12 protein-coding genes and 1 pseudogene are annotated in these 16,660 nt (G+C 66.2%); 5 read left to right on the top strand and 8 right to left on the bottom strand.

Translation table 11 applies throughout. From position 1 onward, the window contains the following. The first annotated feature begins 78 nt into the window (after nucleotides 1–78). A complete protein-coding gene (gene ubiG / locus R9J51_RS07685) occupies nucleotides 79–819 on the top strand; it encodes a bifunctional 2-polyprenyl-6-hydroxyphenol methylase/3-demethylubiquinol 3-O-methyltransferase UbiG (protein WP_179506316.1) in 741 nt (246 codons plus the stop codon). Here the strand turns inward: ubiG and R9J51_RS07680 are convergent. Further along, on the bottom strand, nucleotides 806–1,159 hold the full coding sequence (locus R9J51_RS07680; protein ID WP_179506315.1) for an arsenate reductase: 354 nt from the start codon (nucleotides 1,157–1,159) through the stop codon (nucleotides 806–808). The two genes, ubiG and R9J51_RS07680, sit on opposite strands and share 14 nt — an antisense overlap. After that, the gene (locus R9J51_RS07675) at nucleotides 1,156–1,467 is read right to left on the bottom strand and encodes an antibiotic biosynthesis monooxygenase family protein (protein ID WP_179506314.1); all 312 of its coding nucleotides are present in this window, start codon (nucleotides 1,465–1,467) and stop codon (nucleotides 1,156–1,158) included. Before R9J51_RS07675 ends, R9J51_RS07680 begins: the two co-directional genes overlap by 4 nt. Nucleotides 1,468–1,686: 219 nt before the next feature. On the opposite strand from R9J51_RS07675, the gene R9J51_RS07670 reads away from it, so the two are divergent. From R9J51_RS07670 to R9J51_RS07660, 3 genes are all read left to right on the top strand, one after another. Beyond that, entirely contained in the window at nucleotides 1,687–3,636 is a 1,950-nt protein-coding gene (locus R9J51_RS07670; RefSeq protein WP_179506313.1) for a methyl-accepting chemotaxis protein, read from the top strand. Between the two features lie 42 nt (nucleotides 3,637–3,678). After that, entirely contained in the window at nucleotides 3,679–4,758 is a 1,080-nt protein-coding gene (gene aroC, locus R9J51_RS07665) for a chorismate synthase (protein WP_169473462.1), read from the top strand. A 121-nt stretch (nucleotides 4,759–4,879) separates the two neighbouring features. Then, on the top strand, nucleotides 4,880–5,137 hold the full coding sequence (locus tag R9J51_RS07660) for a hypothetical protein (RefSeq protein WP_168553964.1): 258 nt from the start codon (nucleotides 4,880–4,882) through the stop codon (nucleotides 5,135–5,137). 53 nt (nucleotides 5,138–5,190) lie between these two features. On the opposite strand, the gene R9J51_RS07655 is transcribed toward R9J51_RS07660, so the two are convergent. Beyond that, a complete protein-coding gene (locus tag R9J51_RS07655; protein WP_179506312.1) occupies nucleotides 5,191–8,034 on the bottom strand; it encodes a TonB-dependent receptor domain-containing protein in 2,844 nt (947 codons plus the stop codon). 31 nt (nucleotides 8,035–8,065) lie between these two features. On the opposite strand from R9J51_RS07655, the pseudogene R9J51_RS07650 reads away from it, so the two are divergent. Beyond that, nucleotides 8,066–10,146 (top strand): annotated as a pseudogene (locus R9J51_RS07650) (isoaspartyl peptidase/L-asparaginase). Between the two features lie 39 nt (nucleotides 10,147–10,185). On the opposite strand, the gene R9J51_RS07645 reads toward R9J51_RS07650, so the two are convergent. The 5 genes from R9J51_RS07645 to metF all read right to left on the bottom strand — a co-directional run bounded on the left by R9J51_RS07645 (nucleotide 10,186) and on the right by metF (nucleotide 16,658). Continuing rightward, a complete protein-coding gene (locus R9J51_RS07645; RefSeq protein WP_179506310.1) occupies nucleotides 10,186–11,505 on the bottom strand; it encodes a PQQ-dependent sugar dehydrogenase in 1,320 nt (439 codons plus the stop codon). Then, the gene (locus R9J51_RS07640) at nucleotides 11,502–11,951 is read right to left on the bottom strand and encodes a DUF2231 domain-containing protein (RefSeq protein ID WP_179506309.1); all 450 of its coding nucleotides are present in this window, start codon (nucleotides 11,949–11,951) and stop codon (nucleotides 11,502–11,504) included. Before R9J51_RS07640 ends, R9J51_RS07645 begins: the two co-directional genes overlap by 4 nt. 83 nt (nucleotides 11,952–12,034) lie before the next feature. After that, nucleotides 12,035–14,656, bottom strand: a complete 2,622-nt coding sequence (gene metH, locus R9J51_RS07635; RefSeq protein ID WP_179506308.1) for a methionine synthase — start codon at nucleotides 14,654–14,656, stop codon at nucleotides 12,035–12,037. Beyond that, nucleotides 14,656–15,720: a homocysteine S-methyltransferase family protein gene (locus R9J51_RS07630; protein ID WP_179506307.1), complete on the bottom strand. Its 1,065-nt coding sequence runs from the start codon at nucleotides 15,718–15,720 to the stop codon at nucleotides 14,656–14,658. The genes metH and R9J51_RS07630 overlap by 1 nt, the downstream gene beginning before the upstream one ends. Then, a complete protein-coding gene (metF, locus tag R9J51_RS07625) occupies nucleotides 15,717–16,658 on the bottom strand; it encodes a methylenetetrahydrofolate reductase [NAD(P)H] (protein ID WP_169473450.1) in 942 nt (313 codons plus the stop codon). Before metF ends, R9J51_RS07630 begins: the two co-directional genes overlap by 4 nt. Between the last annotated feature and the right edge of the window lie 2 nt (nucleotides 16,659–16,660).

Here is a 16,660-nt window from a genome sequence, read left to right as displayed (position 1 = left end):
CCTGTCCACCTGCCAAAAGAAAGAATCTTGCACGCATGGCCCATGGACCATGCGAAAGCGGCGCTTTAGGGAGGTGGCATGAGCAATGCAACATCCTTGAACGCGCAGACCATCCGGCCCGAGGAAGCCGCCCATTTCGGCAAGTTGGCGGCCGACTGGTGGGACCCGAAGGGCCAATCGGCCATGCTCCACCGGCTCAATCCGGTGCGCCTCGCTTTCATCCGCGCCGCGATCGATGCCCATTTCGGCGCCGATCCGCGCGGGCTGCGGCCGCTCATCGGCAAGCGCGCGCTGGACGTGGGCTGTGGCGCGGGGCTGCTGGCAGAGCCGTTGTGCCGCATGGGGGCAGCCGTGACGGCGGTGGATGCGGCGGCGGAAAACATCGCGGCGGCGCGCGCGCATGCCGATGGCGCGGGCCTGGCGATCGACTATCGCCACGGCGAACTGTCAGAGCTTGGCCTCGCCGGCTTCGACCTCGTCACGTCGATGGAAGTGATCGAGCACGTGGCCGACAAGGCGGCGTTCGTTGCCGCGCTGGAGGCGACGCTGGGCCAGGGCGGGCTGATGGTGCTATCCACCCCCAACCGCACGCCGGCCTCGCGCCTGCTGATGGTGGAAGCGGCCGAGCGGCTCGGCATGGTGCCGCGCGGCACCCACCATTGGGACGATTTCATCACCCCGATCGAACTGCACGACCTGCTGGACGCGGCCGGCCTCAAGATGGGCAACCCGCAAGGCATTGCCTGGGGCCCGGCCAAGGGCCTGCACCTGTCTGACGACTTGGCGCTGAACTATATCGTGACGGTCACGCGCGGCTGAGCGCGGCTTCCCATTCGGCCTGCTTGAACCCCACGAGCAGGCCGCCGTCATGCTCCACGATCGGCCGCTTGATCAGCGAAGGCTGCGCCACCATCAGGGCCACGGCCTTGTCGGTGGTCAGGTCCGTCTTGTCGGCATCGGGCAGCTTGCGGAACGTGGTCCCGGCCTTGTTCAGTACTTTGTCGAGCCCGGCCTGGTCCACCCAGCCGGCAACCTGGGCCGCATCGGCGCCCTGCTTCTTGTAGTCGTGAAACGCGTAGGCCAGCCCCTGCCCGTCAAGCCAGGTGCGCGCCTTTTTCACGGTGTCGCAATTGGGAATGCCATAGAGGGTCAGGCTCATGCTTCGCTCCGCTCGAAATGGTGGATGCGGCTGGGGGTGCCGGCAAACAGGGTATAGCTTTGATAGTAATCAGCGCGGCCGCGGCTCTGGACCCGGGCATGGTCAGCCTGCTTGCGCCAGGCCAGGGCGGCATCCTCGCTGTCCCATTCCGACAGGGCGATCACTTCGCCATCATCGGCCAGGTAGGACTTGAAGCTGCGGAAGCCGGGCTGGACGCGGGCCAGGTCCTCCATCGCCTGGGCATCGGCGGAATAGGCGGCAGCATCGATGCCCGCCTGCTTGCGGTTGCGAAAGACGACCAGGTACATGGGTTGCGCGCATAGCCAGATTGGGCCGCCATATCCAGCCGTAACGATACCGCCGGATCGGATACATCACCTTGGCATGATAGCATGAAATCCTGATCGGGCATTTGCCTGAAATTCGCCAACTCCGACTAGTTCAAGCTGCCAACAAGCCAAATACCAAAACCCGTGTCGCGCTCCGTGTCTTGTCCTCGCGTGTCCTGTGTCTCGGGAGAAATCTGCATGTCTTTTGCCAAGCCAGCCTCGATCCGGCAAAGTGTGATGATGTGCGTAACGGCACTGGTGGGGATCTGCCTGGTGCAGATCATCGCTTCCACCACGCTGCAAGTGCTGATGCAGGCCCATGCCCGACACCTGGCCACCTCGGCCTGGGTGCTGCGCATGCAGATGTATGGCGACATGAAGCACGATGCGAGCGAGAGCGACGTGTTCCGCATCAAGGACGCGGTCGCCCGCAACGACCCTGCCGCGCACAAGGCCGAACTGGCCAATTTCGCCAACGATATCGCCGCGCTGGAAAAGTCCTATGCGCAAGTGTTCGCGGCCGCGCATGGCCGGGACGAACAGGCGCTGTTCACCGAAACCGAGACCCGGCAAAAGGCCTATGCCGCCGCGGCGCGCGCGCTGGTCGAGCAGATCGACAGCGCCAACACCGACCTGCGCACCGCGCAGCAGACCTTTACCGACGCGTTCGACGCGTTCCAGGCGGTGCAGGACAAGCTGGGTGCGCAGATGCAGGTTGATATCGCCGCCGATGGCGAGGCATCGCAATGGCTGATGGAAGTGGGCCTGGCGCTGACCGGGCTGCTGGTGGTGCTGCTCGGCGCCACCGTGGTGTGGGTTGTGCGCCACGTGCGCCACGATGTGGTGCAGCCGCTTTCCGGGGTGACCACCATGCTGCGCGCCATGGCCAGCGGCGACTATTCGCAAGACATCGCCGGCGATCCCATGGGGAGCGAAGTGGCGCAGATCGAGGCTGCCGCGGCCGTATTCCGCCAGACCGCCCTGTCCAAGCGCGCCACCGATGCAGCGCAGGAGCAGGTGGTCGGTGCCCTGGCCAAGGGTTTGGACCGCATGGCCGCGCGGGACCTGGAATACCGCATCAGCGAACCTTTTGCGCCCGATTTCGAACCCTTGCGTGCCACGTTCAACCAGACCCAGGCCACGCTGGCCGGGGCACTGGGATCGGTGCGCGTGGGGGCATCCTCGCTTGCCCGGACCGTGCGCGAGATCAGCGGCGCCGCCGAGGATCTGGCCCAGCGCAACGTGCGCCAGGCCGCAACCCTGGAAGAAACCGCCGCCGCCGTGCAGCAGGTGACCACCGGGGTGCGCGACACCGCCGCCCGCGCTGGCGACGTCAACCGCCAGGTGGAGCAAGCCCACAAGCAGGCGAACGAAGGCGGCGAAGTGGTGACGCGCGCCGTGGGTGCGATGGCCGCGATCGAAGGATCATCGCAGGAAATCAGCCAGATCATCGGCGTGATCGATGGTATCGCGTTCCAGACCAACCTGCTGGCGCTGAACGCCGGGGTGGAAGCCGCGCGCGCCGGCGACGCGGGCAAGGGCTTTGCCGTGGTCGCCACCGAAGTGCGCGCGCTGGCCCAGCGCAGCGCCGATGCTGCCAAGGACATCAAGGAACTGATCGCCAAGTCGGGCGCGCATGTGGCCGATGGCGTGGCGCTGGTGCGCGAAACCGGCGAGATCCTGGGCCAGATCCTGGAGCGGGTGGGCGACATCAACCGCGTGGTGGCCGACATTTCGGGCACCGTCGATGGCCAGGCCCACATCATCGGCCAGGTCAACGATGCCGTGGGCGAAATGGATCGCGCCACCCAACAGAACGCGGCGATGGTGGAAGAAACCAGCGCCGCCACCCGCGCCCTGGCGGCCGAGGCGGGCAAGCTGTCCGAACTCGTCGGCAGTTTCCGCACCCGCAACGTGGAAACCCGCGCCCAGGGGCGGCCCGAAGACCGCCGCGATTCGCTGAGCGGCGTGGTCATGCAGGGCACCGCGCGCCCCGTGGGGGGCCCCCGCCTAGTGCGCGTTTCCAGTGCCGAGGCGGCAACGCCGGTGGCCGCCACGCCAGCCCTGCCCCCGCCGCCAGCGCCGCCAGCGCCGCCGCCCCAGACCGTGGCCAAGGCCGTGGGCGGGGAAAACTGGGACGAATTCTGAAGCGGTGGACTTTTCGCGCGGCTTGGGACAGAGCCGGGCGCCATGAGCATCAATTCCTTCGGACACCTGTTCCGCTTCACCACCTGGGGGGAAAGCCATGGACCCGCGCTGGGCGCGGTGGTCGATGGCTGCCCGCCGGGACTGGCGATCGATGAAGGCATGATCCAGCCCTATCTGGATGCGCGCCGCCCGGGCCAATCGCGCTTTACCACGCAGCGGCAGGAACCCGATCAGGTGAAGATCCTGTCGGGCGTGTTCGAAGGGCGCACCACCGGCACCCCGATCAGCCTGATGATCGAGAACACCGACCAGCGCTCGAAAGACTATTCCGAAGTGGCCAAGGCCTATCGCCCCGGCCATGCCGACTATGCCTATGACGCCAAGTACGGCTTTCGCGACTATCGCGGCGGCGGGCGTTCCTCCGCGCGCGAGACCGCCGCGCGGGTGGCGGCGGGCGGCGTGGCGCGGCTGGTGATCCCCGAAGTGACGATCCTGGCCTGGGTCAGTGCGATCGGCGGCGACGCCATCGACATGGCCAATTTCGATGCCGCACAGATCGGCCAGAACCCGTTCTTCTGCCCCGATGCGGCCGCCGCCGTGCGCTGGGAAGCCCTGGTCGACAAGGCACGCAAGGCCGGGTCTTCGCTCGGTGCCGTGGTGGAATGCGTGGCCACGGGCGTGCCCGCCGGCTGGGGGGCGCCGCTCTATGCCAAGCTCGATGCCGAACTCGCCCATGCGATGATGGGCATCAACGCGGTCAAGGGCGTGGAAATCGGCGATGGCTTTGCCGCGGCGGCCAACACCGGTGAAGGCAATGCCGATCCGATGCGCCCGCGCGACGATGGCGGCAACCACGGCCCGCAATTCCTGGCCAACCATGCCGGCGGCATTGCCGGGGGCATTTCCACCGGCCAGCCGGTGACCGTGCGCGTGGCGTTCAAGCCCACGTCCTCGATCCTCACCCCCATGCCCACGATCACCCGCGAGGGCGAGGCGACCGAACTGTTCACCAAGGGCCGCCACGACCCTTGCGTGGGCATTCGCGGCGTGCCGGTGGTGGAAGCGATGATGGCGCTGGTCCTGGCCGACCAGAAGCTGCTGCATCGCGGACAGTGCGGGTAAACAGGGCCAGACGCGCACGCCCACGACGATGAACGTTGGCTCACAAACCCGTTCAGACAGGGAACATTCCGAAAGGCGCAGACATTTCTTCCAACGTTGAGGACCTAACGGAGGAAGAGCAATGTTTGCCAAACTGACCAAGATCGCAGGCGTGGCCCTGGCCGCCGCGCTGCTCACCCCCGCTGCCGCGCAGGCCCACCCGGACAGGTGGCAACATGCGCAGCGCTGGGACAACCGCGACCATCGCGGCTGGGACCGGGGCGACCGCCACGGCTGGCAACGCCGCGCCTGGGAGCATCGCCGCTGGGAACGCCGCAATTACCATCGTAATTGCCGCATCGTGTGGCGCCATCACGAACGCGTGCGGATCTGCCGCTAAGGCCCATGGCAGGGTGCGCGCGCCGCACCCTGCCACATGATGGACTGGCGGTGTTACAGCCCCTTGCCGCCCAGCTTCCAGGTCAGCTGCACATAGAAGCTGCGGCCCACGCCATCGAACCACGAGATGTCGTAATAGGGATAGCTGCCATAAGTGGGATCAACGTTCGGGCTGGTGTCAAACAGGTTGGTCACCGTGCCGGACAGCTGCACATAATCGGTGATCTTGTACTGGGCCGACAGGTTGAACGTGGTCGTCGCGTCGATATAGGCGGTCTCGTCGTAGTTCGGCAGGCGGCCCAGGCGCTGGCCCTGCAGCGTGGTGGTCAGCTTGCCGCTCACCAGCGTCAGGCTGGCCGTGCCCTTGTCGCGCGGGATGTCATAGCCGCTGTCGTAGGCCAGCTTGTTGATCAGCGCGTCGCCTTCATACTGGCGGAACGTGTGGTTGAACACATAAGTATAGCCCAGGCCGAAGGTCAGGAAACCGAGCCCCTTGATCTCTGACGCGCGCCAATGCAGCGCCACGTCGATCCCGTCGGTCTGCTCGCGCGCCACGTTGATCGGGTTGACGTAAACCCCCTGGAGCTGCCCGGCAAAGGCGCCCGAGGCATAGCGCTGCACCCGCGCGATGGCATCGAGGCAGGTGGGCGAATTGGCATTCACCGCCGCGCCCGAAGTGGTTTCCCCCAGCACGCAATCGGATTCGCGGCGCAGCAGTTCATCCTTGCTCAGGTCCAGCACCTGGTTCGACAGGGTGACCTTGAAGTAATCCACCGACAGGTCGATCGCGCGATCCGGCTGCCAGAACACCCCGGCGTTGATCGACTTGCTGGTTTCTGGCTTCAACTTGCGATTGCCGCTGCGGTGGCTGGTGATGCCCACTTCGTAATCGTCGCAATCGCTGTAGTTCGCGCCCGCGTTTTCGCGGCGGCAGGTCAGGTAATCGGTGCCATCGGGATGGGTGTCGCCATTGCCGGAAAAGACATAATGCAGATCTGGCGCGCGGAAGCCGGTGCCCATTGCGCCACGCAGCAAGAGCCGGCTGGTGGGGCGCAGTTCGGCGCCGAGGTTCCAGGTGGCCTTGCCAAAGCTGTTGTCGACCACGTGGAAATGGTCATAGCGCGCCGCGCCCGACAGCTGGAGGAAGCTGGTGACCGGCACGCGCAGTTCGCCGCCCAGCGCCCAGTGGCGGCGGCTGCCCTTGCCGTCGCTGTCGGTCAGGCCAACGTAATAGTGCTCCAGCGCCTTGGGATCGGGGCGCAGGTCATAGCCCTGCCCGCCATATTCGCCCACCAGGGCCACGCCCACCGGTCCAGCCGGCAGGCGCAGCACTTCGCCGTTGGTCAGGCTGAACGCCAGGTTGTCCGTGTAAGAACGGGGCTTGTAGATCGCGTTGGCGGTGATCGAATTGTATTCGGCCGTGGTCAGCGGGGTGTACAGCCGCGTGGGATCGGCCGAAAAGATTGCATAGCCGCTGTCTTCGTCCACGCCCTGCTGGGCGCCCAGGAAAAAGGCATTGGCCTTGGAGATCACCACTTGCGGGAAGGAAACCTTGCTGCGGTATTCCGAGTGGTTGAGCGAGAGTTCATAGGCCCAGGCCTGGTTCTTGCCGAACTTGCCGCGCAGGCCCGGCGTGACGGTAAAGCTGATCGAGCGGTTGCGCGTCATTCCGTTCTGCAGGCCGCCCATTTCCTCGGGCGTGAACTGGCGATACCAGTTGTCGAGCTTGGTCGAATTGAGGCTGGTGGGCATCTGCGTGTTGTAGAACGTGCCCTCCTGGTTGCCGTCGGCGGTTTCGTAATACCACGTCAGCACATCGGGCAGCAGCGCCACTTTGCTGTAGCTGGCCTGGAAATCGGTGAACAGTTCCATGCCGTTGGGCAGGTCGAGCCCGATCGCGCCAAACGCGTTCACCGATTTCCGCTCGGAAATCATCGTGCCATAGGCGATCGAGCTGTTCGATCCGCAGTAATAGCCTGGCCCGCCATCGGCGCCATAGCGCGGGCGGCTGGTATAGATCGTGCTGCCGCCGTTGAGGTTGGACAGGCCCGCGCAAGTGGCCGCGCCGGGATCGAGATAGTCGGTGTATTCATCGGTGCGCAGGAACGTGCGCCGCGCCAGGCCGCCGGTGGGATCGTCGAGCACGGAATCCTGCCGAGCGCGCTGGTATTGCCACAACGGCTTTTGATAGAGCCCTTCCACCCCGATCACGCCGTGGAACGCGCCTGCTTCCCACCCGGTGGTCAGCGTCAGGCGATGCGAGGCGCCGCCGCCATGCTGCGTATCGCCATAGCGATAGTCGATCCGCGTACCATCGACGCTTTTCTTGAGCTGGAAATTGACCACGCCGGAAATCGCGTCTGAGCCATAGATGGCCGAAGCGCTGCCGCTGAGCACTTCCACCCGCTCGATCAGGCCGACCGGGATGTTGGAAATGTCGGTGAAATTGCTCTGCCCGTTGAACGGCAGGGGAAAGTCGGCAATCCGCCGGCCGTTGACCAGCACCAGCGTGTGGTTGGGGCCAAGGCCGCGCAAGTCCACCTGCTGGGCGCCGGGGGTGAAGGCCGCGCCGTTGCCCGATTGCTGGCTTTGCGTTTCGCCGCCGTTCTGCGTCAAGGCGCGCAACAGGTCGGGCACCGATTGATAGCCGTTGCGCAGGATGTCCTGCGACGTCACCGCGGTGACCGGCGCCGGCCCTTCCAGCTCCACGCGCGGAATGCGGCTGCCGAGCACCACGATGGCACTTTCGGGCGTGGGCACATCGTCCGCGCGGGCCGTGGGTGGCAACTGGGTGATCGCCGGCGTGCCCGCAGGCGCTTCCTGGGCATAGCCCGCACCCGCCAATGCCAAGGCGCTCCACGCGCCGCCCAGAACCAACCCAGCTTTTGATTTGCGCATGATTGACAGCCCCCTGTGATCGCGCCTCTATATGTTGCTTATGGTTGCAAGTGACACACAGGTGCAACGTCAAATCGCCAATTTATTCAGTATCAATCGCAACTGTTACACGCTAACCACAGCGGCACATGGCAAGATGAGGGCATCGGGAATGCAGTTCTGGCGCAAGGGGGTGATCACAGTGGCCGGGGTGCTGGCCTTGGCCAGTGGCGCGGCGCACGCGTCGGAAGCGGGCTATACCCGCTATGTCATCGGCGATCTTGCCGCCCCCACCCCCGCCAAGGTTTCGCCCGGCCTCTTGCTGGCTGGCGGTGGTGAATGGGATACAGATGCCTTCCGCTGGTTCGTGGCCCAGGCCGGGCACGGGCACATCGTGGTGCTGCGCGCCTCTGGCGCCGGGGACGCCGGCGAAGAGTTCATGCACAGCATCGGTGGCGTCACCTCGGTGGAAACCTTCGTGTTCGATGATCGCAAGGCCGCCAGCGATCCGGCCGTGCTTGCCGCCGTGGCGAAGGCCGATGGTGTCTATATCGCCGGGGGCGACCAGGCGCGCTACGTGCGCTATTGGCAGGGCACGCCGCTGGCCACCGCGCTCGACAAGCTGGTCGCCAATGGCCGGCCGATCGGTGGCACCAGCGCCGGCCTCGCCATGCTGGGCGGCCATGTCTATGGCGCAATGGATGGCGGCAGTGCCACGTCAGGGCCATCGCTGCGCGATCCGCTGGGGCCGGGTGTGACCATGGTGGAAGATTTCCTCCACCTGCCGCGCATGGCCCACGTGGTGACCGACACCCATTTCACCCGCCGCGATCGGCTGGGCCGGCTGATCGCCTTCGTTGCCAAGACGCGCGCGACAACGGCGGACAAGGCCGCCGTGGGTCTGGGCGTGGACGAAGGCGCTTCGCTGATCGTCGATGGCGCGGGGATCGCGCGGCTCAAAGGCCCGTCGGGCACCTATGCCTGGCTGGTGCAACCCACCGATGCGCCCGCCGCCAAGCCCGGCCAGCCGCTTGACTGGCCCGCGGTGCAGGTAACCGGGATTGGCCCGGCCAGCACGCTGGACCTCAACACGTTCAAGGTTGCGGCGCCTGCCTTTGCCGGCACTGCCAGCGTCAAGGCCGGCAAGCTGGCCAACGTGCCCTATCCCGCCGATGCCGGCTGGTCGCTCGCCATCCACGGCGGGGCCGGCGCCGCGCCGCGCGGGGAAACCACCCCGGCGCAAGACGCCGCCTATCGCGCCGGGTTGCAAGCCGCGTTGGCCGCGGGATCGGCGGTGCTCAAGGCCGGTGGATCCAGCCTCGATGCAGTAGAAGCCGCGGTGCGCGTGCTGGAAGACGATCCGCAGTTCAACGCCGGGCGCGGCGCGGTGTTCGATGCCGAGGGCAAGAACCAGCTTGATGCCGCGATCATGGACGGCAGCACCGGCGAAGCCGGCGCCGTGGCGCAACTGACCACCACCAGGAACCCGATCATGGCCGCGCGCGCGGTGATGGAGCATTCGCGCCACGTGCTTCTGGCCGGGGCCGGCGCAGACCAGTTCGCCCGCGAACAGGGCATTGAGCAGGTCGATCCCAAGTACTTCTTCACGCAGAAGCGCTGGGACGAATATCTCGAGTGGAAGAAGGAAAAGATCAGCGCGCTCTCGCCCCGCGTGCTCTATGCCACGCCCCGGCCCGAACATCGCTATGGCACGGTGGGCGCCGTCGCGCGCGACGTGCACGGGCACCTGGCCGCCGCCACCTCCACCGGCGGGCTCACCGGCAAGCGCTGGGGCCGCATCGGCGATACCCCGCTGATCGGCGCGGGCACGTATGCCAGCGACGGCACTTGCGCCGTTTCCGCCACCGGCACCGGCGAATACTTCATCCGCCAATCGGCCGGCCGCCAGGTGTGTGACCGCATTGCCTGGCGCGGTGAAAAGGTGGGCGAAGCCGCGCAGGACACCATCGACGAAATCGCCGAGATCGGGGCGATGGTGGGTTGATCGCGATGGACCGCGACGGCCACGTGGGCTTTGCGCTCAACACCGCCGGCATGTTCCGCGGCTCGATCAGCAGCACGCAGGCGCCCGAAGTGGCAATCTACGCCGACGAGACGCCCAAGCATCCGTAAATGGCGCGCACCTCCTCCACGCGGAGGAGGCGCGCCCCGTCAGCGCGGCCGGATGCGCCACACCGCGTTGCCCACGTCATCGGCCACCAGCAGCGCGCCCTTGGCATCGAAGCCCAGGCCCACCGGGCGCCCATGGGTGCTTTTCTGGTCGGGGGTGAGGAAGCCGGTGACGAACGGCTCGGGCCGGCCCACCGGCTTGCCATCGGCAAAGCGGACGAAGGCCACCTGATAGCCATTGAGCTGCGTGCGGTCCCAACTGCCATGTTCGCCCACGAAAGCGCCGCGGCGCCATGGCGCCGGGAATCCCGGGCCGTCGGCAAAGGCCAGGCCCAGCGCCGCGACATGCGGCCCCAGGGCATAATCGGGTGGCGTGGCACGGGCCACCATGTCGGGGCGCTGCGGCTGCACGCGGATGTCCACATGCTGGCCATACCAGCTCCACGGCCAGCCATAGAACGCGCCCGGTTTCACGTGCGTCATGTAGTCGGGCACCAGGTTGTTGCCGATTTCGTCGCGCTCGTTGACCACGGCCCACAAGTCGTTGGTGCCGGGGCGGAACGTCAGGCCGTTGGGATTGCGCAGGCCGGTGGCGAACGGGCGCATCGCGCCGGTTGCGCGGTCCACCTCGAAAATGCGGGCGCGGTCCTTTTCGGCTTCCAGCCCGTTTTCCACGATATTGCTGTTCGATCCCACGCCCACGTAGAGCTTGGTGCCATCGGGGCTGGCGACCAGGCTCTTCGTCCAATGGTGGTCGATCGGGCCGCCGGGCAATTCTGCCAGCACGCGGGCGGGGCCGCTCACGCGGGTCTGGCCCGGCGTGAACGGATAGGCGAGGATCGCATCGGTGGCCGCCACGTAGAGCGTGTTGTCCACCACGGCCACGCCGAACGGGGAAAACAGCTTGTCCGCCAGCACATAGCGCTGGTCCGCCACGCCATCGCCGTTGCTGTCACGCAGCAGGAGCACGCGGTTGCCCGGCTTGGTCTTGCCGTGGACCGCGCCGATGGTCAGCGCAAAGACGATGTCCTTGGGCCGCAGCGTGGGAGCAAGGCCGGGATCGCCGCTTTCCACCACGATCACATCGCCATTGGGCAGGCCCAGTACCGAACGGGGATTGGCCAGGTCGCGGGCAAAGGCCTGGATGGCAAAGCCCTGCGGCACGCTGGGCGCCTCGCTGGCCTTCCAGCCGATCGGCGTGGCCAGGCCCATGGGCGGAAACAGGAACTGCTTGGGCGCGGGCAGGCGCGGCGTATTGCCGAACTGTTCCTGCGCGGGAAACTCAGGCTTGGAGCAAGCCGTTGCGGCCAAAGCCAGAGCAAGCGCGCCAAGGGCGCGGGCCAATGTATGACGGACAGTCATGGCCGCCCCCCCCGCTGGTGAACATAGGCCAGCCGGTGCCCCAGGAAGCCGGTGCCGACCATCACAACCACGGTCAGCACCGAAAGGGTGATCCCGGTAGGGACAACCCCGGTCCACCCGTCACGCGCGTGGATGAAATTGTTGATCAGCGCCAGGACCAGGACCACGGCATTGCCGCCCAGGTGCAGCCAGCCCGTGCCCGGCCGCGTGACCGCACGATTGCCCAGGAAATCGACCAGACCGAACACCGCCGCCGGCACGCCGAACAGCATGCCGAACACCAGCAGCCACTGCGCGAAATTGGCCCACTGCACCTGCGGGCTCAGGCTATAGACAATGTCGCACAGCATCGCCCCGGTAAAACAGGCGATGGGAAAGGGCACCAGCATGGCATGGACCGGCACGCCGCCGATCGTCAGCCGCGGCCGGAAAGGACGGGGGTCCATCAGGCGTCTCCACAGGAAGGGCGGCATCCGCATGGTTGCCATCTGCCTGTGAAAACGCCTGTTGTGGCAAAAGGTTGCTGGCCTCAGTCCAGATTGGGCCGCAACCAGCGCTCGGCCACGGCCAGATCAACCCCGCGCCGCGCGGCATAGTCCGCCAACTGGTCCCGCCCGATGGTGGCCACGCCGAAATACTGGCTGTCGGGATGGGCGAAGTAAAAGCCCGAAACCGCCGCCGTGGGCAGCATCGCCTGGCTTTCGGTCAACACGATCCCGGCATTGCCCGGCGCATCGAGCAGGTCGAACAGCACTGGCTTGAGGCTGTGATCGGGGCACGCCGGATAGCCCGGCGCAGGACGGATGCCGCGATATTCCTCGCGGATCAGCGCCTGGTTGGTCAATTGCTCGCCCGGCGCATAGGCCCACAGCGTGGTGCGCACATATTGATGCAGCCGCTCGGCAAAGCTTTCCGCAAAACGGTCGGCCAGGGCCTTCAAGAGGATGTCGGAATAGTCGTCGTGCCCGGCCTGGAAGCGCGCCAGGTGCGGCTCGATCCCGTGAATGCCCACGGCAAAGCCGCCCAGCCAATCGCCCGCCGGATCGATGAAATCGGCCAGGCAGAAATTGGCGCGGCCCCGGCTCTTGCCGAACTGCTGGCGCAGGAACGGCAGGCGCACCATGCGCTCGTCATCGTCCGGGTGCAGCACCACATCGTCGCCATGGCGCGCGGCGGGCCAGAAGCCGCAGACGCCCTTGGCGGTCAGCCACTTTTCGCTGACGATCTTGTCCAGCATGGCCAAGGCATCGGCATGGAGGCTGCGCGCGCTTTCGCCCACCACCGCGTCTTCCAGGATCGCGGGATAAGTGCCGGCCAGTTCCCAGGCGCGGAAGAACGGCGTCCAGTCGAAGCATTCGACCAGATCGGCCAGATCCCATTCGGGAAACACGTGCAGCCCCGGCTGCGCGGGCGGCGCCGGCTTGTGCGCGAAATCGGCGACGAAGGCATTGGCCCGCGCGTCTTCGATCGGCAGCAGCTTGGACCCACCCTTGCCCGCCCGCGCCTCGCGCACGTGCTGGTATTCGTCCGCCGTCGCCTTGATGAAACCTTCAGCCTGCGTGTCAGACAGCAACTGGCTGGCCACGCCCACGGCGCGGCTGGCATCGAGCACGTGGACCACCGGGCCGTCATAGGCCGGATCGATGCGCAGCGCGGTGTGCACCTTGCTGGTGGTGGCCCCGCCGATCAGCAGCGGAATGGTCATTCCGGCACGCTGCATTTCCTCGGCCACGGTCACCATCTCGTCCAGCGAGGGGGTGATCAGGCCGGACAGGCCGATGATATCGGCATCGTGCTCGCGCGCGGTGTCGAGGATCTTGGACCAGGGCACCATCACGCCCAGGTCGATCACTTCATAGCCGTTGCACTGAAGCACGACGCCCACGATGTTCTTGCCGATATCGTGCACGTCGCCCTTGACGGTGGCCATGACGATGCGGCCCTTGGGGCGCGCGCCGGCCTGCTTTTCCGCCTCGATATAGGGGATGAGGTGGGCCACGGCCTTCTTCATCACGCGGGCCGATTTCACCACTTGCGGCAGGAACATTTTCCCTGAGCCGAACAAGTCGCCCACCGTGTTCATGCCCTCCATCAGCGGGCCTTCGATCACTTCGATCGGGCGCCCGCCGCGCGCGGCAATGGCTGCGCGGGCTTCTTCGGTGTCTTCGACGATGAACTGGTCCAGCCCCTTGACCAGGGCATGTTCCAGCCGGCGCACCACGTCCCAGCCGCGCCATTCCTCGGCGGCCTTTTCCGCCGCCTTGTCCTTGCCCTTGTAGCTTTCCGCCAGGGCGATCAGCCGCTCGGTGGCATCGGGATGCCGCATCAGCAGCACGTCTTCGCAGGCCTCGCGCAAGACCGGGTCGATCTGGTCGTAGATGTCGAGTTGCCCGGCATTGACGATGGCCATGTCCATGCCCGCCGGAATGGCATGATAGAGGAACACCGAGTGCATCGCGCGGCGCACCGTCTCGTTGCCACGGAAGCTGAACGAGAGGTTGGAAAGCCCGCCCGAGATGTGCACATGCGGGCAGCGCGCCTTGATCTCCTGCGTCGCCTCAATGAAATCGAGGGCATAGCGATCGTGCTCCTCGATCCCCGTGGCCACGGCAAACACGTTGGGATCGAAAATCACGTCTTCGGGCGGAAAACCGATGCCCATCAAGAGGTCATAGGCGCGGCAGCAGATTTCCACCTTGCGCTCGCGCGTGTCGGCCTGGCCCTTCTCGTCAAAGGCCATGACCACCACGGCAGCGCCATAGGCCATGCACAGCCGGGCATGGTGCAGGAACGCCTCTTCGCCTTCCTTCATCGAGATCGAATTGACGATCGGCTTGCCCGAAACGCATTTCAGGCCCGCCTCGATCACCTCCCACTTGGAGCTGTCGATCATCACCGGCACGCGGGCGATGTCCGGCTCTGCCGCGATCAGCTTGAGGTAGGTGGTCATCGCCTCGACCGCGTCGAGCAGGCCCTCGTCCATGTTGACGTCGATGACCTGGGCGCCGTTTTCCACCTGCTGGCGCGCGACTTCCACGGCCTTGGCATAGTCGCCGGCCAGGATCAGCTTCTTGAACGCGGCCGAGCCGGTGACATTGGTACGCTCGCCCACATTGACGAAACGCGAGCCGGAATTGGTCTGTTGAGTCATCACTTGATCATCACAAAGGGTTCGAGGCCGGCAAGGCGGGTCAGCGGTTCGGGCCTGGCGATCTGGCGCGGCGAGAGGCCGGAGACCTTTTGCGCCATGGCGGCGATATGCGCCGGAGTGGAGCCGCAGCAGCCGCCCAGCACGTTGACCTGGCCGGCCACCGCCCATTCGCCCACCAGGCCCGCCGTGGTTTCGGGTTCCTCGTCATACTGGCCCAGTTCGTTGGGCAGGCCGGCGTTGGGATAGATCATGATCAGGGTGTCGGCGATTTCGGCCAGCGCCTTGACATGGGGGCGCAGCTGGGTGGCGCCGAACGAGCAATTGAGGCCCACCGTCACCGGCTTGGCATGGCGCACGGCATACCAGAACGCCTCCACCGTATGGCCCGACAGGTTGCGGCCCGAAAGGTCGGTCAGCGTCATCGACAGCATGATCGGCACTTCGCGGCCCAATTGCTGCTCCAGCTTTTTCACCGCCATGATCGCGGCCTTGCAGTTCAGCGTGTCAAACACCGTTTCCACCAGGATGAAATCGGCGCCGCCCTCCACCAGGGCCTCGGCCTGCTCACGATAGACTTCCACCAGGAAATCCCAGTCGATCTCGCGATAGCCGGGATCGTTCACGTCGGGCGAAAGCGACAGCGTCTTGTTGGTCGGCCCGATGGCACCGGCCACGAAGCGCGGGCGGCCATCGGCGGCAGCGAATTCATCGGCCACACGGCGCGCCAGGCGGGCCGATTCCACGTTGATGTCGCGCACCAGGTGCTCGGCGCCATAGTCCGCCTGGCTGATGCGGTTGGCCGAGAACGTGTTGGTTTCGGCAATGTCTGCCCCGGCCTGGAAATAGGCACGGTGGATCGCCTCGGGCACGTCGGGCCGGGTCAGGGCCAGAATGTCGTTGTTGCCCTTCTGGTCGTGGCCAAGGCCCAGGTTGCCGGCATAATCGGCCTCGGTCAACTTGCGGTTCTGGATCTCGGTGCCGAAAGCGCCATCGGTGATCAGGATGCGCTGGGCGGCCTGGGCCAAGAGCGCGGCACGCGCGGCGCTGGGGGTCAGATTGCTCATGCGGCATTCTCCAAAGCCGCGCCGCCCTGTGGGCGGCGGCCCAGCAGGTGGCAGATGGCATAGCTCAACTCGGCACGGTTGAGCGTATAGAAGTGAAAATCGCGCACCCCGCCGGCATAGAGGCGGCGGCAGAATTCGGCCGAAACCGTGGCCGCCACCAGCTGGCGCGAGGCAGGATGGGTATCGAGCCCGGCAAACAGGCTTTCCAGCCATTCGGGCAGCGCCGCGCCGCAAGCCTGGGCAAACTTTCGCGTCTGGGCAAAGTTCGACACCGGCAGGATGCCCGGCAGCACCGGCGCGGTGATCCCGGCGGCGGCCAGCTTGTCCTGAAAGCGGAAGAAGGTTTCCGGCTCGAAGAAGAACTGGCTGATCGCGCGGCTCGCGCCCGCGTCCAGCTTGCGCTTCAGGTTGTCGATATCGGCGTCCTGGCTGGGCGAATCCGGGTGGCTTTCGGGATAGGCGGCCACCGAAATGTCGAACGGGGCAATGGTCTTGAGCCCCGCCACCAGTTCGGCCGCGTTGGCATAGCCATCGGGGTGCGGGGTGAACGGCACGCCCGGCGCGCCCATGTCGCCGCGCAGGGCGACGATATGGCGCACGCCCGCTTCCCAGTATGCTTCGGCGACAGCGCGGATTTCGGCCTTGCTGGCATCCACGCAGGTCAGGTGCGCGGCAGCGGGCAGGCGCGCCTCGCGGATGATGCGCGCCACGGTGTCATGCGTGCGATCGCGGGTGGAACCGCCCGCGCCATAAGTCACCGAGACGAATTCGGGCGCCAGCGGGGCCAGCGTCTGCACCACGTCCCACAATTGCGCCATCAGCGCGTCGGTCTTGGGCGGGAAGAATTCGAAGCTCACCCGGATATCGCCAGGCAAGCCGGCGAAAAGCGGTGTGTCGAGCGCGGTGCGCGCCTCGCGCAGCTGGTCGTAACGAGTCATGG

It is taken from the genome of Novosphingobium rhizosphaerae, assembly GCF_050920675.1.
GTDB classification, from domain to species: Bacteria; Pseudomonadota; Alphaproteobacteria; order Sphingomonadales; family Sphingomonadaceae; genus Novosphingobium; species Novosphingobium rhizosphaerae.
The sequence above is the reverse complement of the archived record's forward strand: the minus strand, read 5'-3'. Positions and strand labels throughout refer to the sequence as shown.